This window comes from Bradyrhizobium sp. 26S5 (assembly GCF_036923295.1).
Lineage (GTDB): Bacteria > Pseudomonadota > Alphaproteobacteria > Rhizobiales > Xanthobacteraceae > Bradyrhizobium > Bradyrhizobium septentrionale.
Window position 1 is genome coordinate 7,563,575 of the sequence record NZ_CP145948.1, and the last position, 26,179, is coordinate 7,589,753.

Below are 26,179 nucleotides of genomic sequence, written 5' to 3' on the forward strand. Positions count from 1 at the left end.
TCGTTTCTCCCTGGGCGCGAATTAGGACGTGCATGCTATGTCGACGACGACAGCACCACTTTCCTGCGAGGGCCGGCGTGGGCGCCGCAACGCCCAACCACAGCCGACCGTTTTGGAAAACTTCGCCATATAGCGCCGATTGGCGGCCCGACGCACCCTTGGCAGGCAGGCGATGACGACATTTCGGTGTAGGCGACCCGGCTGGTCGAATATCCATGAAGCCATGTGGCCTTCGGACAGATCGCCGCCGATCAAGTCAGGCGCCGCGTCGAAATCGGTCGCGACAAGCATGTTCAGGATTGCGCGTCCGCTAGGTTTCAGCCGTGCCGTGATCGAATGGCAGGTTGCCGGATCGAACTGTTCCTCGAAACAAAATCCGGGCCCGCCGACGTCGATCGCTATACCGTCGAAACTACGCGTTTCGGCCAAGAGATAGTCCTTAAAATCCGCGACGACGCAGGGAATTGCCTTTGGCAAACCGAAAAAGCGCTCAGCGAGTTCGAAGCTGAGTACGTGGTGGTCGACGATGGTCACGCACTTGCCTTGGCGTGCCAGCATCGTCGCGAGGTTGCCTCCGCCACATCCTAGAAGCAGTATACTTTTCGCGTCGCTTAGGAACGCTTCCATCATCTTCACGTATGGAAGGCGGCTCTCCCCGGACGCTGAGCTTTGGCTCTGGAAAAGCTCGCCTTCGCGATACAGACGGTCGCCCGTCGACTCGCTTTCCCAGATTTCGATTTCGCCCAGCTTGCCTTTGTATCTGCCGAGGATCTTCAACGCAGGCTCTCGTTAATTATGATGTATCTGACATCAGTAACGATCTTCCATATTTGTATAGCCAACGATCAGAGTTGAGTCGAGTCGCATCTCCGGGATCGCGAACTGTGCGGATCCGGGATTCGGCGATGAGGAGCGGCAGAGGTCGACGTATGGGCGCATCCCGTTCCGTCGAAAGCGAAAATTTGCCAGCGCCAATTAGCTGTCAAATGGATACGCGTCGACGGCGGCATGCGCGTTTGCTCCGAAACTGGCCACGCAGACGCTCATTAGTGCCGACCACAGCAGGGGCGCCGCCGCGTGGGGGCCGAGATGCCAGTTCATAGCTACCAGAATGGCGGGAGGCGGCTGCAGGGCAAACGATGCGCAACCAATGGACGCATAAAAGAAACAGATGGCAAGCGTTCCGGTCGTGCGATCAGGCTGGGTCGGTGAGATAAGGCGCGATGCGCGGCGAATTCGAGTGCTCGTCCACGTAAGATAGCGGTGCTTCGTCATAGCCACCCCCGCAGCGAGCATGACGTAGATCAATGGCAGCAACGAGACCACTGACAAGTTTGGATCGCGGCCAGACGCGCCAGTATCATCGTCTCGATACTGAGCAAAAAGGATCACCAACGGCGTCGTCGCAAAGACGATTGCGGTTTGAACGCACCCTGCGATCAAACCGGCTTGGAAGAGCCGAACTCGTCCTCGAAGCCTCAAGTGGGCGTGGCGCTTTTGGCCGTCCGATCGAGCAGGGCGAGAAGTCCCTGCAGGATCGTAACGGGCGGTGGCGGGCAACCGGGAATATGAAGGTCGACCGGAAGGACTTGCGAGACCCCTCCAACCACCGCATAGCTGCCGGCAAAACACCCACCGTCCCGGGCGCAATCACCCACAGCGACAACCCATTTCGGATTGGGAACCGCATCGTAGGTACGCTCCAGCGCTTCGCGCATGTTCTTGGTCACTGGCCCGGTCACCATCAGTACGTCGGCATGGCGCGGCGAAGCAACGAACCGGAGGCCGAAGCGCTCCACATCGTAGTAGGCGTTGTTGAGCGCGTGGATCTCGAGCTCGCATCCATTGCAAGATCCGGCGTCGACCTCGCGGATCGAGAGACTTCGGCCGAGACGCCGCCGCGCAGCGCGACCAACCGCTGCTGCGATTTCGTATACTGCGGCGTCGTTCGAAGACGGCGCTTGCTCTGTGAATGGCCGGCGAAACAGACTTTCAAAAAGCAGCTTGCGCATCCTGTACGTTCCTTAGAGATCTTGGCCCGAATAGGAGCAGTTGAACGATTTATTGCAGAGCGGAAAATCCGCAACGATATTGCCCTCGATTGCAGCTTCAAGAAGCGGCCATTGAAACCACGACGGGTCGCGCATGTGACATCGTTCGACGCGCCCGTCCCGCAGGCGGAGCCAAACCAGGATGTCACCGCGAAATCCCTCGACGATCGCCATGCCCTCCCGCGCCTCCCGCCTATGCCCCGCATGTGTTCCTAACGGGCCATCGGGAAGCCGGTCCAATATCTGGTCGATCAGCAAAAGTGACTGCTCTACCTCGCGCACGCGAATCCAGACGCGTGCGTTGACATCGCCGTCGTTCAGGACCGGTACTTCGAAGCGCAGTGCGTCATACGGCGGATACCCAAGTGTGCTTCGCGCGTCGAAGGACCGACCGGATGCCCGGCCTGTGTAGCCTCCAGCGGCATATTGTTTTGCCAGTGCCGGTTTGAGCACACCCGTATTGACCGTACGATCCTGCAGCGATGCAGTATTGTCGTAGAGCTCGACTAAAGCAGGAAACCGCAAGCGAATGGTATCCAGCGTCGCCTGGATGACTTTTTTCCCTTTATCGCTGAGGTCACGAGTCACGCCACCGGGCACGATAACATCCCGCATCAATCGATGACCGAATGCGGTATGGGACGCGCGCAGAATGTTCTCTCGCAACACGCTGCAAAGAGCGTGCATCAGCGCAAAGGAGGCGTCGTTGCAGATTGCGCCGATGTCGCCGAGATGATTGGCAAGCCGTTCCAGTTCAGCAAGCAACGCCCGCAGCCAAACCGCCCGATCAGGCACGGCAAGCTCCAAGGCTGCTTCGGCCGCCCGCGAAAATGCAAAGGCATAGGCAACTGTGCTGTCGCCTGACACGCGCCCGGCGAGCTGGACAGCCCGTTCAAGATTGGCTCCAGTCATGAGACCCTCAATACCCTTGTGGGTATATCCAAGCCGCTGTTCCAGCCGGACGACGGTCTCACCGCTCGCCGTAAACCGAAAATGTCCGGGCTCGATAATTCCTGCGTGCACCGGACCGACAGCGATTTGATGCAGGCCGTCCCCCTCCACCGGCAGGAAGTGATAAGGCGACGCCTGCGACAACGCGATGATACGGTTTCCCAACGGGAAGCGTACGCCCCAACGGTTGTGATCAAGCCACGGGCGAGTATCCGGCAAGCCTTCCGCTGACAATCCGAACAGATCGTTGACGGTGCGCTCCAATCGAAGCGCCGGCGGGTGATGCTTGCCGACTGAAGGATAGCGGTGATCAGGACAATCCAGGCTGATGGTGCCGATTTCTGCCGTATGCCCATCCATGATGGCCATGTGCACCGCTGAGGGTTCTCCCCAAAGGCCAAGAAGGCTCCACCGTCCGTGTGCCAGTTCGCTTGCCGCAAATGTCCAAACCGAAGCATCAACTGTAACCCGCGGCCACGGGCTGTGTTGCTGGACCTGGCGGCCCTCAAGCATGAGATCGATCAGCGATGGCATATCAGGCTAATCCCCGAACTATCCCAAAAGGCGAGCTACGTGCTGGAACCAGACGACAAGCGGCGCGGGAAGATAGATGCCTGCCATCAGAACCAGTGAAAGATGCGCAAACATCGGCACATAGGAAGCCTCGGCTGACTTGGTGCTGCCGCGAGGCTCGCCGAAGGCGACGCTCGTTAGGCGCAACGTCAATGCGCCGAGCGCCAGCAACAGCCCGAACACCAGTACAATCGCGAGTAGCGGCTGACGTACGAAGGTCGAGCTTACAACCAGGAATTCGCTCATGAAGATGCCCAGCGGCGGCAAGCCGGCGATCGCGACGACGCCCATCACCAGACCCCAGCCGAGCGCCGGATGGGTCACGGTCAGGCCCCGGATCCTACTGATCCGCTGCGTTCCCTTGATCTGAGAGATGTGGCCGACAGCGAAGAAGATCGCCGACTTGGTGAGGCTGTGCATCACCATATGTAGAAGCCCGGCGAAATTGGCCAGCGGTCCGCCCATCCCGAACGCAAAGACGATGATACCCATGTGTTCGATCGAGGAATAGGCGAACAGGCGTTTGATGTCGCGTCGGCGGTAGAGCATGAACGCCGCGAACACGAGTGAAAGCAGGCCCATCGTTACCATCAGGGGCCCAGGAGCAATTGCCGCCGGATTTGCGGCAAGCAGTATCTTGAAACGCAAGAGAGCATAGAGCGCGACGTTCAGCAGCAGGCCCGACAATACCGCCGATATTGGAGTCGGGCCTTCGGCGTGAGCGTCGGGCAGCCAGGCGTGCAGCGGCGCCAGACCGACTTTGGTCCCATAGCCGAGAAACAGGAACACGAAAGCGACGTTGAGAAGAGCAGGATCGAAGTTCGCAGCATGTTCGATCAGCAGGGTCCAGACCATGCCGTCCTGGCCCTCGCCCACGACCGGACGCGCTGCCATGTAGACCAAGATCGTGCCGAACAGGGCGAACGCTATTCCGACGCTACCCAGAATGAAATATTTCCATGCCGCTTCCAGAGCTGCGTGGGTACGATAGATGCCGACCATCAGCACCGTGGTCAGCGTGGCGATCTCCACCGCGACCCACATCAGACCGATGTTGTTCGACACGAAGGCGAGATTCATGCCGAACATCATGGTCTGATACATGGCATGGTAAAAGCGCAGATAGGCCGGTGTTAACCGGCCAGTTTCCAGCTCGTGAGCGATGTAACTGGCGCTGAAGATACTGGTCGTAAAACCCACGAAGGTGTTGAGCACGATGAAGACGATGTTCAGATCGTCAACAAGAACGTACGGCCCCGGCTGCGGACGTTCGATGACGAACAGCGAGAGGGCGGAAAGAAATGTCGCCAAGCTCGCGACGACGTTCAATTGCGCCGTCAGCCGGTAGCCAGGCAATACAGCCAGCAACGCGGCTGAGCCGATCGGGATCAGAAGGACGGCAGCCACCGGGTCGAAGGACTGCACGTTCATCGCCGTTCGCCCCGGTAGTCGTCGAGTGCGGAGACATCAACAGAATCGAAGCGTTCACGGATTCGAAATAAGAATATGCCGATGACGATGAAAGCGATCAGGATCGAGAAGGCTACGCTGATCTCGACGACGAGCGGCATGCCCTTGGCGCCGGTAGCCGCCAAGACCAATCCGTTCTCAAGTGACATAAATCCGACGACCTGACTGACGGCATTGCGGCGTGTCACCATGACCAGAAGCCCAAGCAACACCACCGATAGCGCGAAGGCCAGATCCTCGCGCGCCAAGGGGTCGGCGTCCGCGGTCACCCGCAGCATCAGCACCATGGAGAGGGCGACCAGTCCCATCCCGGCCAGCATGGTCGGGCCAATCCCCACGGCCGACTCGATGTCGCGGTGAATGCCAAGCTGCTTGACGATGCGGTGAAGCGCGACGGGAATGACGATTGCCTTGAACACAAGCGCAATTGCCGCGGTTACGTAAAGATGAGGTGCGTTCTGCACGAAGGCCTGCCAAGCGACGGAAAGCGCCAACACGAGGGCGTGCAGCGCAAACACATTGAGCAGCGAATAGAGCCTGTCCTGGTACAGCATCAAGAAGCTGATCAGGACGAGCCCCCCTGCGAGCATATGCGAGATGTCGAAGTCGAGGCTGTGCAACTGCATCAGAAGCTCTTTGACACGAATAGAAGGAGGGTGCCGAGCAGGCCCAGCATGAGGGCCGCGCCGAGAAATTGCGGAACGCGAAAAACTCGCATCTTTGCCGTGGCGGTCTCGAACAGTGCGAGGAAGAAGCCGGCAGCCGCGAGCTTGACGAGGTAGGCGCCGGCGCCGATGGCGTAGGACAAGGGGCCGGCACCGAAGGCTGCCATCTTCCAAGGTAGAAACACGCATGCGATCAGCGAGATATAGAGCAATAGCTTGAGGAAGGCGCCGAATTCGATCATCGCGAGGTGACGACCTGAATATTCGAGAACCATCGCTTCGTGCACCATGGTGAGCTCCAGGTGCGTGGCGGGATTGTCGACCGGAATTCGCGCGTTTTCCGCGAGCGCCACCATGATGAGCGCTATCATCGCCATTCCCAGCGATACCCGTAAGCCGACATAGGACGAGGCCATGAAATTTGCGACCGTCGTAAGTTGAGTCGAGCCGGCAACCAGCGCCATGCAAAATACAAACAGCAGCATCGCCGGCTCCGCAAGCGCCGCAATCATGACCTCGCGGCTGGAGCCGATGCCGCCAAAACTGGTGCCGACGTCCATTCCGGCGAGCGCAAGGAAGAAGCGTGCACTTCCGAGCAGCGCCACGATGGCAATCAGGTCCGCCGTCCAGTTGAAGAGGAGGCCCGTGGCGAAGGTCGGCACCAGAGCGGCGGCAACCCAGATCGCGGCAAAGGTCACATAGGGCGTCACGCGGAACAGCCAGGAGGCGTTGTCCGCCAGCACCACTTCCTTGCGGAGCAATCGCAGGAGATCCCGATACGGTTGAACGACCGACGCTCCCTGGCGACGCACCAGGCGGGCCTTCATCTTGCGCACAAAGCCGGTCAGCAGTGGCGCCAGCAGCAGCACAAGAAGCATCTGCAGGCCTTGCACTAGAATGTCCGACATCATGACCATATCGCGAGGACCAGCAGGAGTGTGACGAGGGTGACAAAGACCAGGCTGAGATACCGCCGTATGGTCAGGAACTGCAGGCGATTGAGTTTACCGGCGGAGAAGTCAATCACGCCCGCAACCGGCTCATACATTCTCTCCCAGATCAGATCGTGCAATTCGATTCGCAGCCGCGCCGGCCTAATATCTCCGGGGGCCGGCATCTCGACATGATCGCGGGCACGGAACACGAGCGTACCGAAAACGCGGCGAATGGGCTGGGCGAAGCTTCCGGCCGAATATTGGGCCGCGGGTGTCGGTTCGGAAAAGCCGCAGCCCCAGGCCGGGCCCCGTCTCAGCGCGTGCGAGGCGAAGCGATGGATGAAATAGACGGCCAGCGATGCGGATATCGTGATGAATACCATCACCAGCAGTCCGTTATACGAGCTCCGGCTCTCTGCGATCGGCGCAATCGAAAGCCAGGGCTCGTTGACCTGGATCGGCATGCGGCCACCGAGAATCTGCAGCGTGATCGGCGAAAGCGCGTCGATCACCAGCCCTGGCAGAATTCCGGCCAGCAAGCAGAGCGCGGCGAGGATGAACATTGCCGAAAGCGAGTAACGGTCGACTTCCCCCGCGGTTTCCGCCGCTAGGCTGCGCGGCCGCCCGAGAAAGGTCACGCCGTATGCCTTGACGAAACACGCCGCTGCCAACGCAGCAGCCAACGCCAATAGCGCGCCGACCGCAGGCACAGTGATCTTCAGCGCCCATTGCGGCAATTCCGGACTCTGCAGCACGGCCTGGAACATGAGCCATTCCGAGACGAAACCGTTGAAGGGCGGAAGCGCCGAGATCGCGACACAGCCCACGAGAACGACGAAGCTCGTAAAAGGCATCCGGTGAATGAGGCCTCCCAATTTTTCCATGTCCCGTTCGCCTGTCGCGGTCAGGACGGCACCAGCGCCAAAGAAGAGCAGACTCTTGAAGAAGGAATGATTGAGAACGTGAAACAACGCCGCGGTGAAGGCGAGCGCTGCCAGTAGTTTCAGCCCGTTGGCCTGGAAGGCCAATGCAAGGCCGAGGCTCGCGAAGATGACGCCGACATTTTCGATTGTGCTGTAAGCGAGCAAGCGTTTGAGATCGCTTTCCATCATGGCGTACAAAATCCCCATGACAGCTGTGATGCCGCCAAGAATGAGGATGACCACACTTGCCGGCCACGATGGCGGTCCCAGCAGATCGAACACAACGCGAATAAAGCCATAAATCGCGACCTTGGTCATGACGCCGCTCATCAGCGCCGAAACGTGGCTCGGAGCAGCGGGATGAGCGAGCGGCAGCCAGACATGCAATGGCACCAGGCCGGCCTTTGAACCGGCTCCGAGTAACATCAGGATCAACACCAGCGTGGCCACGTAGGGCGGATGTTGAGCCGCGCGAATGGCGGTAAATCCGTAATCGCCCGCCGGTCCCGCGAGCAAGCCAAAGGCCAGCAGAAGTGCGAGCGTGCCGAAGCTTGCCATCACCAGGTAGACGTAGCCGGCCTTTGCGTTGCCCGCTTCACGGTGGTGCGCCATCACCAGCGCCCAAGAGACCAGCGACATGAATTCCCAGCACAGTAGATAGGAAAACGCATCATCCGCCAGCACCACGAGATTCATGCCGGCCAGAAATGCGGGGAAAAAGGGAAGCACACGGTGCGGCACCGGCTCGTGGTGACCGTAGCCGAGACCGTAAAGGCTTGCCGCAGTTCCTCCGAGATTGACAACAACAAGGAAAAACGAGGTCAGCGGGTCGAGGCGGAAATGGGCGCCAAGCCATGGCAATCCGATCGGGAGGGTCAGATCGGTGGTGTTCGCCGTGCCGCCAAGCAACCAGTGGATGGACCCAAACAATGCGATCGCAGACGCGGTCAACGTCGCGCAATACATGATGGTCGTGGCAATCTTTAAGCGACTCAGAACAATCGCCAGAACTGCCGATCCAAGCAATCCAGCAACACACAGCATTTGCAAAACGACAGCTGACATTACGTGCGCGCCTTCGTCCCGCTTGACGCTCTGTTTTCTATCTGATTGTCCAAATAGATATTTGCTGATCCGGCATTGAGTTTTAGCCGCACCCCGCGCCCATCGGTGCTACTGACTGCCCCTTCGTCTATCAACTCAATGCCGGCGGCGTTGAGAGCTGTAATCAGCTTCACTAGTGAATTGACGTTGCCCCGAACCATTGCCTCACTAGCCTCCATACGCTGGATGGTTGGCACCGAAAGCCCGGACAGTTCTGCGAGCCGGCGCTGATCGATGCCGAGGAGCACCCTGGCCGCCCGCAATTGAGCCGCTGTGATCATCGGATTGACCCGATACCCGGATTCGAACGAGCACCAAACATCATCCTTGTATCCTAACTAGTCATGTTGTATTGTCAATTAGTGATATTTAAAACATCTAATCTAAGTATCCCGCGAGTTGTCGGCATCCAATCCTAGTGAGTCGAGGGACAACGTGAGTTCGACACGCGCCTACGAATTCATCGACCGTACGTTTGATGTGGTTGTCGTCGGCGCCGGGGGGGCGGTTTACGCGCCACCCAAGGTGCCGTCGAAGCTGGCTTGACGACTGCCTGCATCACAAAAGTGTTTCCGACACGCAGCCATACGGTCGCGGCCCAGGGCGGCATTGCCGCCAGTCTCGGCAACCTCGGCGAAGACAGTTGGCAATGGCATATGTACGACACGGTCAAAGGGTCCGACTGGCTCGGCGACCAGGACGCCATCGAATATATGTGCCGACAGGCCGTCCCGACCGTCATCGAACTGGAGAATGCGGGGATGCCCTTCTCCCGCACCGACGATGGAAGGATCTATCAGAGGCCGTTCGGCGGTCACATGAGTGACTTCGGCAAGAAGCCGGACCCCGCGCTTGCGCAGCGGCGGATCGAACGGGGCACGCTTTGATCCACACGCTATATGGCCAAGCCCTGCGGGTCGGAGCCGAGTCGTCTATGTCGCCGCCGAAGATGTTTATCGCTGTCCCGCCGGCGAGCGATTAACTTATCACTACACGAACGTAGAGGACGGAAAGACACTGCGCCGCTATTGGACAAGCAACTGCAAAACCTGCGCGCTCAGAGTTCAGTGCACGACAGGCCCCGAGCGCCGCATCTCACGCTGGGAGCATGAGGCCGTTCTGGAAAACGTTCAGGATCGGCTCGACCACAACCCCAATGCAATGGGTGTCCGCCGCCGGACAGTGGAGCATCCGTTCGGCACGTTGAAGTGTTGGATGGGAGCAACGCACTTTCTCACGAAAAAGCTGCCAAAGGTGGCCGCCGAGATGGCGCTCAACGTGCTCGCCTACAACATGAAGCGCGTGATGATGATCCTGGGCGTAGGCGGATTGCTGGAGGCGATGCGGGCGTGAGGCCGACGTCCGCGCTACCAAGTCCGCGCCTACGTGAAGTTCCTTGAGGTCGCTTCCACCGAATTAGAAGCTCGGCGGCCGCGAAATGCACCAGTGCGCCGCAGGTTACACGATTTTCACACGGCCTGGGCCAGAAGCCGACGAAAACACCTCGCCTTCCGTCAGCATCGCACATGTTGGCGCAGTGGTACATTATACTACAAGTGGGCAGCGAAGGAACGAGCGGATCGCCGGTTATTGGAAGGCATTTGTCGGCTTTGCCAGGATTCAGCTCGGTGCCCGTGACGAAGCGGTTGATGGCTCAGGAATGGCCTGAAAGACAACTATAATTATCTGCTTGCGCATTTCCATCGCGCCGCCGCGCTGGCACTTCAGGGCTCGCTGGGCGAAAGCACGAGAAGCGGCCCAGGATGGACTTGCGCTTGATCCGACCTTTATCATCCAACGACTGCGGGCCAATGCCGAGCTAAAATCCTTCGGGGCGCGAACGTCTCTATGAGGGCATACGCTTATCCGGTGTACCGGAACGATGATGCCTGCTTCAGGTCACTCCCGTCGATTTGACAGTCGAGCAATCACTCCCAATCTACCCACAACTCCGGACATGACGCTGCGCCGCGACAATTGTCGCTTTGGCCCAATAGCCGACGCCTCGAAGAGGAAAATTAGGACACAGAACGTCGGTCGGTAGCCACCCGCTTCGGGCTTGGGATTTTTGATCGTGGTCAAGTTCTGTCGGCACCGATGGCCTAGTTTATCCTTTATGATTTGGCACCAGATTGAAACCGCGCCCTTTAACCGCATTCTGGAATTGGCCGTAGTGGACTCGGACGGCCTGCACTCGCTTATTTTTCCCTGTTGCCGAGTTCTCGGCGGATGGGTCAAGGCCGATTCAAATCGACCCGTGCTGGTTCATCCGACCCATTGGAGAGAGTGGAACATCGGCCTGACTACTCCCTATTCGACCTACCACTGATCCATCCTTTGTGGGCCGCGCGTGAGCGGCTCGGCGCCTTTGATTGCCACCGCGTCCGGATTACTCCACCTTCTGCCAAGTCTGTTCTGACTTGGAGGCTAGTGGTGAGCGATTTTAGGGACCCACCCCGGTCCGCTACGATCGTCAATCCCTGCAGTCACGGCCTCGAAAGGGCGAGGCGGAATCATCTCCCCGTCTGCCTGTTTCCCAGGGCGCGTGTCCATCACGGCTCCTGCCATGGTGACGCTCTGGCGCGGCAAGACGGCGAGTGCCGCGAAACAAGTAACGCCGCCAGCCCGGGGCGAGAAGCAAGTGTCTCGATGCCCTAGGTGTTTAGTCCCGGCATTTGCTGGAGCGGATTGAGGGTGAATCGTTCGGGCTCTTTTGTCCAGGCTTTGCAGATGTATTCGTAGGGCGTGAGGCCCTTCAGGGTCTTCAGCCGCCGAGCGTAGTTGTAAGCGTTAATGAAGTCGGCAAGGTGTGCTTCGAGCTGATCGTGTCGGTCGTAATGATAGCGTTGGACGGTCGCTTCCTTGATCGTGCGGTTCATGCGCTCGACCTGCCCATTAGTCCAGGGATGCTTGATCTTGGTCAGCCGATGTTCGATGCCATTCTCTTGGCAGCGCATATCGAACATATGTGTCACGTATCTTGCCGTCGGGCCGTCCGCGTAGCGCGGCAAGAAGGTGAACTGGATCCCATTGTCGGTGAGAACCGTATGGATCTTGTAGGGCACAGCCGCGATCAGAGCTTCGAGGAAGGCGGAGGCGGAGGTCCTTCCCGTCTTCCTGACCAGTTGCACGAAGGCGAACTTGCTGGTGCGATCGATGGCGACGTAGAGATAGAGCTTGCCTTCAGCGGTCTGGAGCTCAGCAATGTCGATGTGGAAATAGCCGATCGGATAAGCCTTGAACTTTTTCTTCGGAGGCTTACTGCCTTCGACCTCCGGCAATCGACTGATGCCGTGGCGCTGGAGACAGCGATGCAGGGATGATCGCGTCAGATGTGGGATGGTCGGCTGAAGCGCATAGAGGCAATCGTCGAGCGGCAATAGCGTATGCCGCCGGAAAGCAACAATGATCGCCTCCTCCTCGATGGAAAGCACGGTCGATTTGGCTTCCGTTGGGCCTGTCGGGAGATCGGCGACTGCCTCGCGACCCTTCCACTTCCCGACGGTCTTTTGGTTGATCCCGTAGCGCCTGGCGAGCGCTCTCAGGCTCTCTTGACTATTATGTATTGCTCGACGGATTGCCTCCGTCGTGGTGGCGCAGCCGTGTAAAACCTGTCCCATAGCGCATCCTTCGAATCGTGCGATAAGAATGCACCATCAAAGCTCGGGACTAAACACCTAGCACTTTTGACATTTGGGGTCATCCCGGCGGACGGGACGAGTGCCACCCCTCACACTGCTCTTTCTTTCGGAAAGGAGTGCGGGACGGCGGTGACCCTTACGAGAACGAAGCAAGCAGCGGGGCAGGCCGTGAACATCCACTACCGGGCATTATCTCCGGCGCGTTTAGTTGACCCATCGAGCGGTCTGCACATTCATTGACAAACCAATACGGGGGTTTTCGCATGCGTCAGCACCTTGTTTGTCACACTGCCGATTAGAAGCGCGGAAAGTTCGCTGCGCCCATGCGATGACATAACAATGAGATCGCAGCCTCTGTCCTCGGCTGCTGCGATAATGGCTTGATGAGGTTGCCCGTTCTCCACTTGAATTGTCTTGCAGGAAACACCAGCCTCCCTGGCCGCATTTGCCGCGCGATCCAACACGCTGGTGGCCTGTTCCTGGCGCAGCTCAGCATATTTTGCGAGTGTTTCAAGGAACGGAGACCCTCTTCTCATTTCTGAAAGCGGTTCCACAACGAAGATTACAGATACTTTGGCTCCAAGGGATTTCGCCAGCGCCAACCCCTGCGCCACCCCATGCTCCGCAAGCTCCGACCCATCTGTCGGAATGAGAATATGCCGGTACATGCTTCACTCCCGATTGTCTGGACGTATCGCTGCCTTCCGAATGTAAAGCTGGGCCCGCGTTTCGGATACGTCCTTGAGATAGATCAATCTATCGGCCCATCGTGGCGCGAACAGATGTCCACACATGGGGAGCGGCTCACGCGCGTCAGGCAAGCGTGGTAACTGCTTCGCTTTCGCCATTTCCTCGGCAAGCAACGTCAGCGGCATTGCATGCCAGTCCTCAACCCGTCACGGATCGCTTTCGCTTTCCGCGATCAGCTTGCGGTAAAGCGCTAGTTTTCGTCGTGCAAGAAGGAATTCATTCCGACCTCCCAACAGAGGGTAAGGTGTGGGCCCCAAGCGGCCATAGTGTCTGGTTCCCGACACAACGCAAGGCTTATTAAGGGACACGGCAAACAAGATGGAGCAGCATTACTGTCGAGTCGCGTTCTACCAACGCCTCGTCATGTCTCTCCCTCCCGGAGACATCGCGGAGTCGCGAGGCCCACAGAAACCTAACAAATTATGGCACTTCGCGAACAACACCGATCGCTGCGACCGCCTGCGGGCGAGGCCTAGAATCCGACGAGCAGTAGCTCGACGAAGTGCAGCACCAACGGCGGCGGGTTCAAGCAGCGGCGCCGATGTGTCGTGAAAAAGCTGGAAGGTCGGGCTGACTAACGCCTTTTTGAACCGTGTCAACTCGGCTCGAACCGTCGCGTGTCATTGCGTTGCCGAGCGGCCAAAAAAATACGTCGCGTGACGGCGAGATGCGAAACGTGGCATCCATTGGATGTCGAATTCGGCCACACGCGACCTTATCGATTCGGGCACCATGAGCCTATCAAGGGTAAACATAACTCACGAATTATGAACGCGTGGAGGGTTCAAACAGCCCCTGAGGCTATCGCGGGAATGCGCGGTTGTGGAGTGATCGCGAAGCAGTCATTGGCAAACAGCAATTTGGGCTAACGGGGTGGATGTACGGCGGACTCATTTGAGGAACGCTTAGTTCGAACTGCTATCTCTGCGGCCCCGACAAGTTCAATTCGCGTTCTGCCCGAAACACATTGCTGTGCATTGGCGATCCATTGCCGGCCACGGGACGTGATGTTCAGATAGCGGATCGCAAGCCGGATCTGCGGTGCGACGTTGGTCCAGTAGAATTGCGGGAATTTATAAACGATATCGGCGGGCGTAGCGTACCCCCAATGTCTTGTTCAGCCCGATCTCCTCGAACTCGTAGAACAGCGCATTCGACTTCCGCATGTAATTTGGGTCGCCGAGCTGGCCGATCAGATCGGCGGCGCGCAACAGCACCCCTTCCTCTTCGGTGAGATCGTCTGTGTCGGCCTTTGGTGTCGTTGTATAGGGAAAGCGCGTGTACGCGTCGACTTCCTCCACGGCGTCGAGCCGCTCAATCACGAACAACTTTGAGCGGTCAACATGGTAAGGCGCGAGCGCGGCATCTGACGACCCAACCGGCAACCGAACCTTCCGGCCCTTGAGGTCCGCAACATAGGCATCATCTTCGTCGCCCTGGACGATGCCGCGGATATATCCGATGTCGTGGCTGAGGCAGGCCAGAATGAAGTTCGCATAATCGTCGGCCGTGACGGTCCGCTGCAGCGCCCGCCCAGCCAGGATGTCATGCCCAACGAGCATCACGAGCATGGTATGCTCGATGTCGTGGTAAAGTGCATCGCTATTCCCAACAGTTTCGCCAGATCGGAGTGGGAGGAGCGGAACTGGCCCTCTGTTTCTCGCGATAGGAACGAACCCAGGGCTTGTGCGGTCAGTTGCGGAATCGTGATCATCGGCACCTCTCCGGTCCGGCTGTGGTTCGCGTCATAGTCAAAACCGGTTTGGCCCCATCAATTTCCATTGGACGCTATTCGTTCTTGATCCAAATCAATGAGCAGCGCGGCAACAGCTTCAGCGTTCACGGAATGAAATGGGACGGGATAACGATAGCCGGTTGCGTCACAATCGCACTTTCCGTGCTGACCCAAATGTCATCCTTATGATGCAGGCGGGCGCCCCCCTGCAAGGGAGGAAAAGTGAGCAATTTTGCTCAGACGAAAGCTAAGCCGTGTGCTGATCCAGCAAGTGCCGGAGGATTGCTCGATTCGGGCTAGCCCAACCACCAGCGTCCGCATAACTGCAATTTGCGCTCCTTGCATTCTCTAGACCGGGGTGAGCTCTATGCGAGAGATTGTTTTTTGCATCGGCGTTGTCGTGCTGGGAGTTTGCCCGGTCGCCCTTACTGCATTCGCTTTCTTCGTCTGACCACCTGGGCCGCCTGCTCCGAACGGGTTGGTAGACGGCCCCAGCACTGCCTGCCCCCTACACAGGCCCCCAAGGTTGCTGGGGCCACTCTCAATGAGAGACCGCCTCAGTTGCTGGACTCCTTTTCGGCTAGGAAGTTGTGCTGCGTCAACCGTTCAAGCGAGCGACCATGCGAGGATCAATGCTTGAGCGGAGTAATTTACAACATGCGTCGGCTTTTCGCTTCATTGATTGGACGACTGACGTTTCTAGGATGGCACGCCATTGCGTCTGCCCCGTTCGGCTGCGCGATCGAGCTCGCAGTAATCGATGACGATCAACATCCGCTCGGCTTCCCCTGCATTCGGCAGGCCGGCGGATGGCTCGATGCAGCGACCATGCAACCCGTCGCAGTGTCGGCGACGCATTGGCGCTATTGGCAGCCCGACGCGCTGCCCATGTGTTGTTGCTGATGATGGCGCGGTTCGGTTCCATCAACCGGCTGGTGTCGACCCTGCTCTTCTCTTCGCGTGTTTCGCGGTCGCGGTGGATCGACTGGACACTCGCGCTGGCGCTAGCCTGCACGGCGCTGACCGTCGCATCAGCCGTATCACTGATGCATTTCCACTACTTGGATCGGCCCTGACCGCGGACGGGCTCATCGTCGGCGATGGCGCGCCAGGCCGCGCCATCGAGATCGTCATACTGGCCGCTCTTGAGTGACCAGAGAAAGCCGAGTAGGCCGGCAAAGCCGAGCGCGAGCGCCAGCGGCACCAGAATAACCAGAATTTCCATTAGACTGCCTCCCTCGTTCGCGCTCGCAGCGCATTGAGCATCACGATCACCGAGGAGCCTGACATGGCCGCTGCGGCGATCAGTGGTGTAACCAGGCCGGCGATCGCGATCGGCACAGCCAGCACATTGTAGATCACAGCGAGCCAGAGATTCTGCCGCATCAGCCGAAGTGCCTTGCGGGACACCCTGACGGCTGCCAGCACCGGCGCGAGGCGTTCACCAAGGAAAACAGCGTCCGCGACCGCCTGGCTGACATGCGTGGCCGTGACGGGCGACATCGAGGCGTGCGCCGTAGCCAGCGCCGGAGCATCGTTCAGGCCGTCACCGACCATCAGCACCTTGCAGCCCTGGCGTGCCAATTCCTCGATCCGGGTGATCTTGTCGACTGGAGAGACCTCGGCGCGCCATTCATGCACGCCAAGCATCTGGGCCGCCAGCCGAACCGCAGGCTCACGGTCCCCCGACACGATCTCGACGGCGAAGCCCATGCGCGCCAAACCAGCCACCACATCGGCGGCGTCTGGCCGCAACCGTTGCCGAACCGCGAAAGCGTATCTGGTCTCGCCATGGCTGAATGCGACGACGGATGCTTCCGGATCGTGGCACAGGATTTCGTTGGCGAGGTCATTGGCGCCGCAGAATGACGGGCGGCCCAGCCGGATCGGACGCCCCTCGTGAAAGCCGTGGACGCCCTGGCCCGGCTCTTCCTGAATATCAGGCAGTGGTGAGGCCGCGCCCGCCTTGCGCGCCACCGCGGCAGCGACCGGGTGCCGGCTCGCAAGCGCCAGCCGGCCGGCGAGCCTCACGACATCGTCGGGAATGTCCGAGAGATTGGCCACATCGAGCTCCGGCTGAGTCAGGGTTCCCGTCTTGTCGAAGATCACCCGGTCAATCTCGGCGATCCGCTCGATCGCATCGCCGGCGTTGAGCAACACGCCTGAACCGAACAGCGCGCCGGACGCCACGGTCTGCACCGCCGGAATGGCAAGGCCCAACCCGCAGGGGCAAGTGATGATCAGGACTGCAATCGCCGTCACGATCGAATCATGAAAGCTGGCGCCATACGCCAGCCAGCCGAGCATCGTCAGGAGCGCGGTCGCGTGCACGACCGGAGCGTAGAGCCTTGACGCGCGCTCGGCCAGACGCAGATAGCGCGAGCGCGCCTGCAGCGCGTGCTCGAGCAGGCCGGAAATCTCGTCCAGCAGCGTGCCGCCCGAGGCTGCCGACGCACGGACGCGCAACGTGCCGGAACGCAGCAGCGTGCCGGCGAACACCGCGCTGCCGGGCGCGACCATCGCCGGCAAGGTTTCGCCGGTGATCAGGCTCTGATCGACTTCGGAGCGGCCCTCGATCACGTTGCCGTCCACCGCGCAGCGTTCGCCGGGTCGTAGCAACACGATATCGCCCGGCCGGATCGCGGCCGCCGGAACGGTTCTGATCTCCGTTGGGCTGACGAACTTCGTCGCAGTTTCCGCCTTCAGGGCCGCCAGGTTTCCGGCAAACGCGCGGGTGCGCCGCCGCATGTTCTGATCGAGGTACCGGCCCGCAAGCAGAAATGCGATCAACATAATCGCGGCATCGAAATATGCATGATCGGCGTGATTGACGGTCTCGATCACCGAGGTTGCCAGCGCGAGCACGATACCGATGCTGATCGGCACATCCATGTTGACACCGCGCGCTCGCAGGGCTGACAACGCCGACGAGAAGAACGGCTGCGCCGAATAGGCCGCCGCCGGCAGCACGATCAGCGCCGACAGCCAGTGGAAGAAGTCGCGCTGCTCCGGCAGCATGTCGGAAACATTGCCAGACCACACGGGAATCGACAGCATCATCACGTTCATCGCGGCAAAAGCGGCGACGCCCAACCTGCGCAACAAGCCCTGCGCCCGCTGCCCTTCCCGTGTTTCGGCATCGTCCCGTTCGAATGGATAGGCCTTGTAGCCGAGCTCCGCGAGCCGATTCACAAATAGCGACGGATCGAGCGCGCCAGCCTTCCATTCCAGCGCAAGGCGGCTGTCGGTCAGATTCACGCGGGCCAAGGTGACGTCCGGTATGTTGGTCAGACTGCGCTCGATCTTGGCCATGCAGCCCGCACAATTGATGCCCTCGACCGCGAGATCGAGATGGACGATCCCGGTGCCCGCGTTCTTCAGATAATGGGAAAAATCGATATCGGCTTGCATGCGGATCGCCCTCAGTTCAGCAGAACACGATTTCTGGACAGGAACATGCGGTGGCCGTCGGCATCGCCTTCGATCACAAGATCCCACTGCCCTGCCGCGACGCCGTCGACGCGACCACGATAGCTTCCAAAGCCGGCCTCACTGACCTCGATTGATCGATCGGCGCGACGATCGATCGGCCGCTCGAGCCGAGCCAGAAACTTCATCCCCATCAGAGGTGCGCCGGCGTGGTCATGTGCCTCGAGGACGATTGCGGCGGCGCCATCAGGCCGTCGATCAATGTGCGCCTGTACCTGCCAGTCGCGCTCGTTCTGCTGCCTCGCCGCCACGATCTCGCGCTGATAGGCGAGGCTGGCGCTATAAGCGCTGTCGACCTCGGTTCCCGACAGCGTCGTGATGGCAAAGCGCATCATGACCATGTTCACGCTGATCACGACCGCAAAGAACGCGATCGTCGTGACCAGGACGAAACGTCCGGTGATGGGGCGAGCGGCTGTACTCGAGGCTGCCATGGTGACAATCCGTCGTTATGGAAGAACAAAATGGTCGGTCGCGGAGGCGACTTCTCCGAGACCAATGTCAGTGATACGGAATGTGATCGGCACGGACTTCTCTGCCTTTTCATCGATCGGCGCCGTCACCAGCACTCGCAACTCGGTGGTAGTGTCGCGCGCAAGGACGATCATCGGCCGATCCGGTGTTACAGAGTCCGCGCCGATGACGTGCAGCTTTGCATCGGGCGGACCGTCGACATCGATTGCGATCACACGGTCAAAGCCGCGCTTGTTGAGGAGGCGCAACGTGTACCCGTTGCGGATTCCTCCGTCGCTGAGACGGACCGCGACCGGATTGCGGTCGTGCAGCACGTTGACGTCGAGCAGGGTCCGCGACATCAGAGCGTAGAGCATCACCGCGCAGACCACGGTGATCAGGCTGGCATAGACGACCGTCCGTGCACGAACGGGCTTGAAGATCTCTTTCTTGCCGGCGAGACGGTGCTGGATATTGATGTCGTTGTCGTAGCCGATCAGGCCGGCCTTGCGGCCGACCTTTGTCATGACTGCGTCACAGGCATCGATACAGAGGCCGCACTGGATACAGTCGAGCTGGGCACCATCGCGGATGTCGATACCGGTCGGACAAACCGCCACGCACTGGTTGCAATCGATGCAATCGCCTGCCTTCTCGCCAAGCGCGCGGATGTCAAACGCCTTCTTCACTGAGCAACGCGGATCGCCGCGATCATATTTATAGGTGACGTTGAGCGCCCATTCGTCGGTCAACGCGGCCTGGATCCGCGGCCACGGGCACATATAGACGCAGACCTGCTCGCGCATGTAGCCGGCCAGAAAATAGGTCGACGCGGTCAGGCTCGCGATCCACATATAGGCGATCGCCGGGGCCTGAAAGGTCGCCAGATCGCGTACCAGGGTCGGCGCATCAGCGAAGTAGAGCACCCAGGCTCCGCCGGTCCACCACGCGATCATCAGCCAGATCGCGTGCTTTAACACACGGCGACCAGCGCGCTTTACGGTCATCGGCCCGGCGTCGGCCTTCATTTGTGCGCGGCGGTCGCCTTCAACCAGGCGCTCGACGGCGTAGAACAGATCGGTCCAGACCGTCTGCGGGCAGAGATAACCGCACCAGATCCGGCCGCCGAGCGCATTCATCAGGAACAAGATCAACGCTGCGAGCACCAGAAGGCCGGTGAAGTAGTAGACTTCCTGTGGCCACAGCTCGATGAAGAAAAAATAGAAGCGGCGGTTTGGAAAATCGATCAGCACCGCCTGGTTGGGCGCACCGAGGCCCCGATGCCAGCGTACGAAGGGCAGCAGGTAGTAGACGCCGAGACAGACGGCCATCAGCCGCCATTTGATCGAACGGAACCGACCCGAGACGCTCTGCGGATACACCTTCTTGCGCGCCGCGTAGAGCGGCCCGTCTTCGTCGGTTATGAATTCATCAGGCGACACGGGCTTGTTCATGGGTCTGCTCGAATGAGGCTCCTGTTCAAGCCTACAGCCCCGCGCAGGGCTCGGATTTGACCTTGGTCAACGATCCGAGGCTCAGCCCGCGACGGCGGCTACTTGCCGCCGCCTAGCGAGTGCACATAGACCGCCAACGCCTTGACTGTGACCGGGTCGAGCCGGCCGACCCAGGCCGGCATGACGCCGGCACGGCCGTTGGTGATGGTCTCGACCAGCGTCTCCTCGTCGGAACCGTAAAGCCATATCTGGTCGGTCAGGTTCGGCGCACCGAGCTCCGGGTTGCCCTTGCCGTTGTCGCCGTGACAGCTAGCGCAATTCTCGGCAAAGACCTTCTTCCCTGCGGCGGCGTCGAACTTCGGTGCGGTGGAAAGGCCAGAAAGCGAGCGCACGTAATTGGCGACGGTGACGATCTCGTCCTTCTTGAGAACCCCGTCGCGACTGAACGCGAGCATCTGCCCTTCGTGGGTCTTCGCGTGCCCTGAGCGTGCGCCGAACTGGATCGTCTGCATGATCTGGTCAAGCGACCCGCCCCACAGCCAGTCGTCGTCGTTCAGGTTCGGGTAGCCCTTCGCGCCCGCGCCACCGCTGCCATGGCAGGGCGCGCAATTGTCGGCGAACACGGTCTTGCCGCGGGCACGCGCCAGCGCCAGCAGAGCCGGATCCTTCTCGATGTCGGCAAGCGACGCGTTGCCTAGCACGGCCATCTTCTCGCCGCGCAGCTTTTCCAGATCGGCAAGGTCGGTCGCGACGCTCGCCCGGGTCGAATATTGGAACAGACCCGTCGTGTAGCCCGAGACCAGCGGCCAGGCCGGGTAGACGACCCAGTAGCCGATCGCCCAGATGATCGTCGCATAGAACGTCAGGACCCACCATCGCGGCAATGGCGTGTTCAGCTCCTTGATGCCGTCCCACTCGTGACCGGTTGTGCTGCGGCCGGATACACCGTCGATATCGTTGCGCTCGCTCATGTCCATCAGTCCTCACGCAGCGGCATACGCGCTGCGGCATCAAAGAGAGATTTGTTGCGTGGCCAAAGCGCGTAGGCGACGATGGCGATGAAGATCCCGACGAAGATCGGGGTCCAGAGCGTACCGACCAGGCTCGACGCGAAACTCTCGATTTGAATGATCGCTTTCATCTTCATGCCTCGTCAGCGCAGATTGGCTTTTTCGTTGTAGAGCTTGAAGTCGACGAGCGTGCCGAGCATCTGCAAATAGGCGATCAGGGCGTCGAGCTCGGTTGGATTGCCGGCCTTGCCATCAAAGTTGCGTACCAACGCCTTCGGGTAGCGCTTCTGGAACGCATCGGAGCCGGGGCTGTCGGGGTCGACCTGCACCTTGAGATCGGCGGCCGCGTTGGCAATCTGCTCGCCGGTATAGGGCACACCGACCGCACGATTCGTTCGGAGGTGGGCCGCAGCGTCCGACGGGTCGAGTTCCGTCTTCGCAAGAGCCGGATATCCGGGCATCACGGATTGCGGGACGATCGATCGCGGGTTGATCAGGTGCGTGACGTGCCAATCGTCGGAGTACTTGCCACCGACGCGCGCGAGATCTGGCCCGGTGCGCTTGGAACCCCACTGGAACGGATGGTCGTACATGCTCTCCGCGGCAAGCGAATAGTGGCCGTAGCGTTCGACCTCGTCGCGCAGCGGTCGGATCATCTGCGAATGGCAGAGGTAGCAGCCCTCGCGGACATAGATGTTGCGACCGGCGAGTTCGAGCGGCGTATAGGGCCGGACGCCATCGACCGCTTCGATCGTGCTCTTCAGATAGAACAGCGGGGTGATCTCGACGAGTCCACCGATGGCAATGACGACGAGAATGCCGGCGATCAGGATGATCGAGTTCTTCTCAAATATCTTGTGTCGATTCCGGAGAGACATGTCGTGACCTATTCGGCAGGCTGGAGGACAACGGCGCCCTCAGATTCGCTGGCTTGGCCGGCATTGACCGTCATCCAGAGATTGAAGGCCATGATCAGGGCACCGGCCAAGAACAGCGCGCCTCCGGCCGCACGGATGATGTAGAACGGATGCATGGCTTCGACGGACTCGATGAAGGAGTATTCGAGGAAGCCGAGCGAAGTGTACGCACGCCACATCAAGCCTTGCAGGATCCCCGACACCCACATCGCGGAAATGTAGAGCACGATGCCGATGGTCGAGATCCAGAAGTGCCAGTTGACGAGCTTCAGGCTATAAAGCTGGCGATTCCAGAGCCACGGGACGAGGCAGTAAAGTGCGCCGAAGGAGACGAAGCCGACCCATCCCAGCGCGCCGGAATGCACGTGACCGATGGTCCAGTCGGTGTAATGGCTCAGCGAATTGACCACCTTGATCGACATCATCGGGCCTTCGAAGGTCGACATGCCGTAGAAGGCGACCGACACCACCATCATGCGCAGCACGGGATCGGTGCGCAGCTTGTCCCAGGCTCCCGACAGCGTCATCAGGCCGTTGATCATGCCTCCCCAGGAAGGCATCCAGAGCATGATCGAGAATGTCATACCAAGGGTTTGCGCCCAGTCCGGCAGCGCCGTGTAGTGCAAGTGATGCGGGCCAGCCCAGATGTAGAGGAAGATCAGCGCCCAGAAATGGATGATCGAAAGCCGGTACGAATAGACCGGACGCTCCGCCCGCTTCGGAATGAAGTAGTACATGATCGCCAGGAAGCCGGCAGTCAGGAAGAAGCCGACAGCGTTGTGGCCATACCACCACTGGAACATGGCATCCTGCACGCCGCCCCAGGCAATGTAGGACTTCGAGCCGAGGAAGGAGACCGGAACCGCGGCGTTATTGCCGAGATGGAGCACCGCGATCGTGACGATGAACGCCAGATAGAACCAGTTGGCGACGAAGATGTGCGGCTCCTTGCGCTTCACCAACGTCATCAGGAACACGAGCAGATACGTCACCCAGACGATCGTCAGCCAGAAGTCGGCATACCACTCCGGTTCGGCGTATTCCTTCGACTGGGTGACTCCCAACAGATAGCCGGTGCCGGCGATCAGGATGAAGAAGTTGTAGCCGACCACGACGAACCAGGGCGCGAGGTCACCAGCAAGGCGCGTGCGGCAGGTCTTCTGCACGACGTAGAACGAAGTTGCGATCAGGACGTTGCCACCGAACGCGAAGATAACAGCCGATGTATGCAGCGGCCGCAACCGGCCGAATGTTGTCCAGGGCAAGTCAAAATTGAGCGCGGGCCACGCCAGTTGCATTGCGATGATCAGACCCGCGGTGAAGCCGGCAATGCCCCAGAACATCGCTGCGGCGGAGGCAAACTTGATCGGTCCGAAGTTGTAGTTGGGACGCCCGCCGATCTCCGCCGGCGGCAATGCTGCGGGACGGTCAAGGTAGCGATTGCCGATCACGACCACAGCGATCAGGCTGGCGGCACAGGCTAGGAATGCATGAAACGAAAATGCCGTATCGCGCCCCATCGCGGCCCAAGAAAGCTGGCGCAGGCAAAAGCCGCGAGTGCCAACAACAGGCCGGCCTCGCCCATCGTCATCGACTTTGAAACAGAGGATGGACTTATCATGTGGAAGCTTTTCCCTGGATGCGGTGACGTCATGGAAACCACGATCTCGCTGGCAGCCGCTTGATCGGCATCAATTCCTGCGCTAGGTCGCGCGCCACTGGCACCGCGACTCAGAGCGGTGAGTGTCAATTCGTTCGGACAGTACCGGGCCGGACTGGCTCGCCTTTCCCGCGCGAGGTCGGTAGCGCAGCGCCTCTTCTCTTGGCACAGGCCACACACCCGCTGCAGATCGCGCAGCACATCACTGTGAGACGTAGCGAGCGCCTCTTCTGACAAACCTGCATGTTTGAAACGCTCACTCAGCGATTCAGGCGAACCCCGGCCTCGAGCCAGCGCTCGAAGGTCCGATGTGGAAAGATTGAGCTCGTGGGCAATCTCATCGACCTCCCGAGCAGTCATCAGATCGAACTCGTGTCGACGAGCAAAAAGCGCTCGCAAACGGGCGAGAAGATTCTCGAATTGCGGCGAGTTATTGCCAGCTGATCGATCGGTCATGGCCCACACACCTTTTTGCTTTCCGTAACCTTGCCGATTTGATCTTCGTCAATTGCGCAATGTCGCGGCGATCAAACCTGATCGCCACTCAAGGCCACTAGCCACCCCATGCGGACGGCAAAGACGACGGCATTCGAAGCTCCATCGAATCGGCAAAGATCGTCCAATCGCGGATGCCCTTCTGTCTGCAGAAGTCGGCTTCCGCGAGCTGTGCGGCCACGGACAGCGAAGCGGCATCGACCTTGAATGCGGCCTGACAGGCGCGATGTTCATGGCCGGTGTCGTCGCAAACGGTCTTGATGAAACGAACGTCAAATGATGGCATGGCACCCTCACGTGGGCTGATTCCTTGATGCCACGTTGCCATTGATGCAAGAGGCCCGTATTGACCTGTCGCAACTTTGCTCTGAGGTGCAGCCGTCGTATTGCGGAGGATATCGAAACCGAGCAGAGCTTTGAGCGACCACGAGGACCACGAGCGGCACGATTTTCGCGACGTGCGGCTCGCATGATCCGCAACTGCGACCGGACGAGGTACTATTCGTGGTGAGATTTCCAGTCTGAGGATGACGGCCGGACTGCCGGTATTGACGTCGTCTTGCTGCTGACGGACCATCCAGAGGCGGCGATCGCGAAGCCAACGATCGCGCAGATCGTAAGCAGCGTTGCCGCGAATCCCAGGACATCTGCGCTGACCACAGCGGTCACGATCAACGGGATCAGCAGGATTGCGGGGCGAGCGATCATCCTGCCGTCTCCTGCGCAGTTTTGGCGGCAGCCGCTCGTTCGTCTTCCGCGGATTGGATGTAGAAGCCGGAATAGGTGTCGACATAGCACAGATGGTCGTGCAATTCCCTGACGCCGGAGGTATTTTCCCCGGCAACGATAGCCGCTTGCCTCGCCCGCTCATCCATGATGATCCCTCGGAGGTGCACCACGCCATTGCGTACCGAAACCTGCAGACCAAGCGGACACCAGTTTGCGGAGTCGAGCGCCCGCACGATGCGGTCGTGGATGTGCTTGTCATCCGCCGTGGGGTCCGGGATCTGGTGTGCGATAGACGCAACTGCCCGTAGCAGATCGGCGCGTGTGACGATGCCGACGAGACGCCCGTCGCGCATCACCGGCAGCCGTTTGACTCCCTTCTTCTCCATGAGCTCGACTAAATCCGGCAGAGGCGTTTCTTCCGTGACGGTGACCGGATCATAGGACATGATATCTCCGACCTTACGCCCGCGTTCATGGGCAAAGTCCGTGGCCGCATGGCCGGAGCCGAGAAGGAACTGAAGCCAGCGGGCGCGCCGGCGCCGCGTCCCGATCTCGCTCCGCCGCAGAAAGTCACCTTCCGACAGGATGCCAACTAATCGTCCGGCCGCATCGACCACCGGGAGGCCGCTGACTCGGTGATCCATCATCAGTTTGGCGGCGTCCATAATCGATGTGTCGGTTCCGACGGTGACGACATGTCTTGCCATGATCTGATGTGCGCGCATTGCCAGTTTCCCTTTCTCGCCAGGCACGTTCGCATCAAATCGGCTTGTCGGTGTTGATCTCCCTCAACGGCCTCGTTTGACGGGGATCAAGGCGTAGCGACGTTAATCGGACGTACATGTCACGTTGTCAGGAGAAGAGGATCATGCTGCAGAACCTGCTTGCCTCAATCGGAGTACTCACGATAATTATCGTGACTTTTGCACGGATGACCTTCCAGGCAAGGCGCCCCCCGCAAGAGCAGTTGGCCAGGTCAAAGACGCTGCAAACGCTTCGTCGCCGGCGGCCGTTCTAGGGCCCTTTCACCTGTCGTAACCACCTGTCCGAAATTTGACCTGCATCAATGCGGGGCGAGTGCCGCCGCTTGAGATTGTCCGTCCGTCAGGATCGTGCAAATGGCAGACAGAAGGGCTTGGCGCCCCATTATCTTTTCGTGTCCAACTACCGGCGA

General features: G+C 59.7%; 19 protein-coding genes and 4 pseudogenes. 2 read left to right on the forward strand and 21 right to left on the reverse strand.

What is annotated here, in order from left to right; translation table 11 throughout:
* Positions 1 to 21: 21 nt before the first annotated feature.
* The 8 genes from V5279_RS35600 to V5279_RS35635 all read right to left on the reverse strand — a co-directional run bounded on the left by V5279_RS35600 (position 22) and on the right by V5279_RS35635 (position 8,953).
* Complete coding sequence (locus V5279_RS35600; RefSeq protein WP_338691666.1) at positions 22 to 777, reverse strand: class I SAM-dependent methyltransferase; 756 nt, start codon at positions 775 to 777, stop codon at positions 22 to 24.
* A gap of 701 nt (positions 778 to 1,478) precedes the next feature.
* Positions 1,479 to 2,012, reverse strand: a complete 534-nt coding sequence (locus V5279_RS35605) for an NADH-quinone oxidoreductase subunit NuoB (RefSeq protein WP_338691667.1) — start codon at positions 2,010 to 2,012, stop codon at positions 1,479 to 1,481.
* Between the two features lie 12 nt (positions 2,013 to 2,024).
* Positions 2,025 to 3,536 (reverse strand): NADH-quinone oxidoreductase subunit C, encoded by a 1,512-nt coding sequence (locus V5279_RS35610; RefSeq protein ID WP_338691668.1) that lies wholly within the window; start codon positions 3,534 to 3,536, stop codon positions 2,025 to 2,027.
* A gap of 18 nt (positions 3,537 to 3,554) precedes the next feature.
* On the reverse strand, positions 3,555 to 5,006 hold the full coding sequence (locus V5279_RS35615) for a hydrogenase 4 subunit F (protein WP_338691669.1): 1,452 nt from the start codon (positions 5,004 to 5,006) through the stop codon (positions 3,555 to 3,557).
* Positions 5,003 to 5,671, reverse strand: a complete 669-nt coding sequence (locus tag V5279_RS35620) for a hydrogenase-4 component E (RefSeq protein ID WP_338691670.1) — start codon at positions 5,669 to 5,671, stop codon at positions 5,003 to 5,005. Before V5279_RS35620 ends, V5279_RS35615 begins: the two co-directional genes overlap by 4 nt.
* Positions 5,671 to 6,627, reverse strand: coding sequence for a respiratory chain complex I subunit 1 family protein (locus tag V5279_RS35625; RefSeq protein WP_338691671.1), 957 nt, complete (start codon positions 6,625 to 6,627; stop codon positions 5,671 to 5,673). The genes V5279_RS35620 and V5279_RS35625 overlap by 1 nt, the downstream gene beginning before the upstream one ends.
* Positions 6,618 to 8,633 (reverse strand): hydrogenase 4 subunit B, encoded by a 2,016-nt coding sequence (gene hyfB / locus V5279_RS35630; RefSeq protein WP_338691672.1) that lies wholly within the window; start codon positions 8,631 to 8,633, stop codon positions 6,618 to 6,620. The genes V5279_RS35625 and hyfB overlap by 10 nt, the downstream gene beginning before the upstream one ends.
* Positions 8,633 to 8,953 (reverse strand): helix-turn-helix transcriptional regulator, encoded by a 321-nt coding sequence (locus tag V5279_RS35635; protein WP_338691673.1) that lies wholly within the window; start codon positions 8,951 to 8,953, stop codon positions 8,633 to 8,635. The genes hyfB and V5279_RS35635 overlap by 1 nt, the downstream gene beginning before the upstream one ends.
* Positions 8,954 to 9,107: 154 nt before the next feature.
* Here V5279_RS35635 and V5279_RS35640 point away from each other — a divergent pair.
* Both V5279_RS35640 and V5279_RS35645 read left to right on the forward strand, forming a co-directional pair.
* Positions 9,108 to 9,600: pseudogene (locus V5279_RS35640) on the forward strand (FAD-binding protein); the annotation flags it as partial.
* Positions 9,588 to 10,025 (forward strand): annotated as a pseudogene (locus tag V5279_RS35645) (transposase); the annotation flags it as partial. The pseudogenes V5279_RS35640 and V5279_RS35645, both read left to right, overlap by 13 nt.
* A 1,301-nt stretch (positions 10,026 to 11,326) precedes the next feature.
* On the opposite strand, the gene V5279_RS35650 reads toward V5279_RS35645, so the two are convergent.
* From V5279_RS35650 to V5279_RS35710, 13 genes and pseudogenes are all read right to left on the reverse strand, one after another.
* Positions 11,327 to 12,292 (reverse strand): IS481 family transposase, encoded by a 966-nt coding sequence (locus V5279_RS35650; RefSeq protein WP_338691674.1) that lies wholly within the window; start codon positions 12,290 to 12,292, stop codon positions 11,327 to 11,329.
* A 254-nt stretch (positions 12,293 to 12,546) separates the two neighbouring features.
* Positions 12,547 to 12,981: a universal stress protein gene (locus V5279_RS35655; protein ID WP_338691675.1), complete on the reverse strand. Its 435-nt coding sequence runs from the start codon at positions 12,979 to 12,981 to the stop codon at positions 12,547 to 12,549.
* 1,000 nt (positions 12,982 to 13,981) lie between these two features.
* Positions 13,982 to 14,777, reverse strand: a pseudogene (locus V5279_RS35660) (metal-dependent phosphohydrolase).
* Between the two features lie 1,078 nt (positions 14,778 to 15,855).
* Entirely contained in the window at positions 15,856 to 16,023 is a 168-nt protein-coding gene (ccoS, locus tag V5279_RS35665; protein ID WP_338691676.1) for a cbb3-type cytochrome oxidase assembly protein CcoS, read from the reverse strand.
* Positions 16,023 to 18,209 (reverse strand): heavy metal translocating P-type ATPase, encoded by a 2,187-nt coding sequence (locus V5279_RS35670; RefSeq protein ID WP_338691677.1) that lies wholly within the window; start codon positions 18,207 to 18,209, stop codon positions 16,023 to 16,025. Before V5279_RS35670 ends, ccoS begins: the two co-directional genes overlap by 1 nt.
* 11 nt (positions 18,210 to 18,220) lie before the next feature.
* Positions 18,221 to 18,721 carry a FixH family protein gene (locus V5279_RS35675; protein ID WP_338691678.1) on the reverse strand — a complete coding sequence of 167 codons (501 nt, stop codon included), beginning with the start codon at positions 18,719 to 18,721 and terminating at the stop codon, positions 18,221 to 18,223.
* Positions 18,722 to 18,736: 15 nt separating this feature from the next.
* The gene (ccoG, locus tag V5279_RS35680; protein ID WP_338691679.1) at positions 18,737 to 20,194 is read right to left on the reverse strand and encodes a cytochrome c oxidase accessory protein CcoG; all 1,458 of its coding nucleotides are present in this window, start codon (positions 20,192 to 20,194) and stop codon (positions 18,737 to 18,739) included.
* A gap of 98 nt (positions 20,195 to 20,292) precedes the next feature.
* Complete coding sequence (gene ccoP / locus V5279_RS35685) at positions 20,293 to 21,165, reverse strand: cytochrome-c oxidase, cbb3-type subunit III (protein ID WP_338691680.1); 873 nt, start codon at positions 21,163 to 21,165, stop codon at positions 20,293 to 20,295.
* A 5-nt stretch (positions 21,166 to 21,170) separates the two neighbouring features.
* Entirely contained in the window at positions 21,171 to 21,335 is a 165-nt protein-coding gene (locus V5279_RS35690; RefSeq protein ID WP_338691681.1) for a cbb3-type cytochrome c oxidase subunit 3, read from the reverse strand.
* A 12-nt stretch (positions 21,336 to 21,347) separates the two neighbouring features.
* Positions 21,348 to 22,082 carry a cytochrome-c oxidase, cbb3-type subunit II gene (gene ccoO / locus V5279_RS35695; RefSeq protein ID WP_338691682.1) on the reverse strand — a complete coding sequence of 245 codons (735 nt, stop codon included), beginning with the start codon at positions 22,080 to 22,082 and terminating at the stop codon, positions 21,348 to 21,350.
* 8 nt (positions 22,083 to 22,090) lie between these two features.
* A pseudogene (gene ccoN, locus V5279_RS35700) lies at positions 22,091 to 23,712 on the reverse strand (cytochrome-c oxidase, cbb3-type subunit I).
* Between the two features lie 622 nt (positions 23,713 to 24,334).
* Positions 24,335 to 24,853 (reverse strand): hypothetical protein, encoded by a 519-nt coding sequence (locus V5279_RS35705; RefSeq protein WP_338691683.1) that lies wholly within the window; start codon positions 24,851 to 24,853, stop codon positions 24,335 to 24,337.
* Between the two features lie 127 nt (positions 24,854 to 24,980).
* Positions 24,981 to 25,730 (reverse strand): CBS domain-containing protein, encoded by a 750-nt coding sequence (locus tag V5279_RS35710; RefSeq protein ID WP_338691684.1) that lies wholly within the window; start codon positions 25,728 to 25,730, stop codon positions 24,981 to 24,983.
* Positions 25,731 to 26,179: the final 449 nt, after the last annotated feature.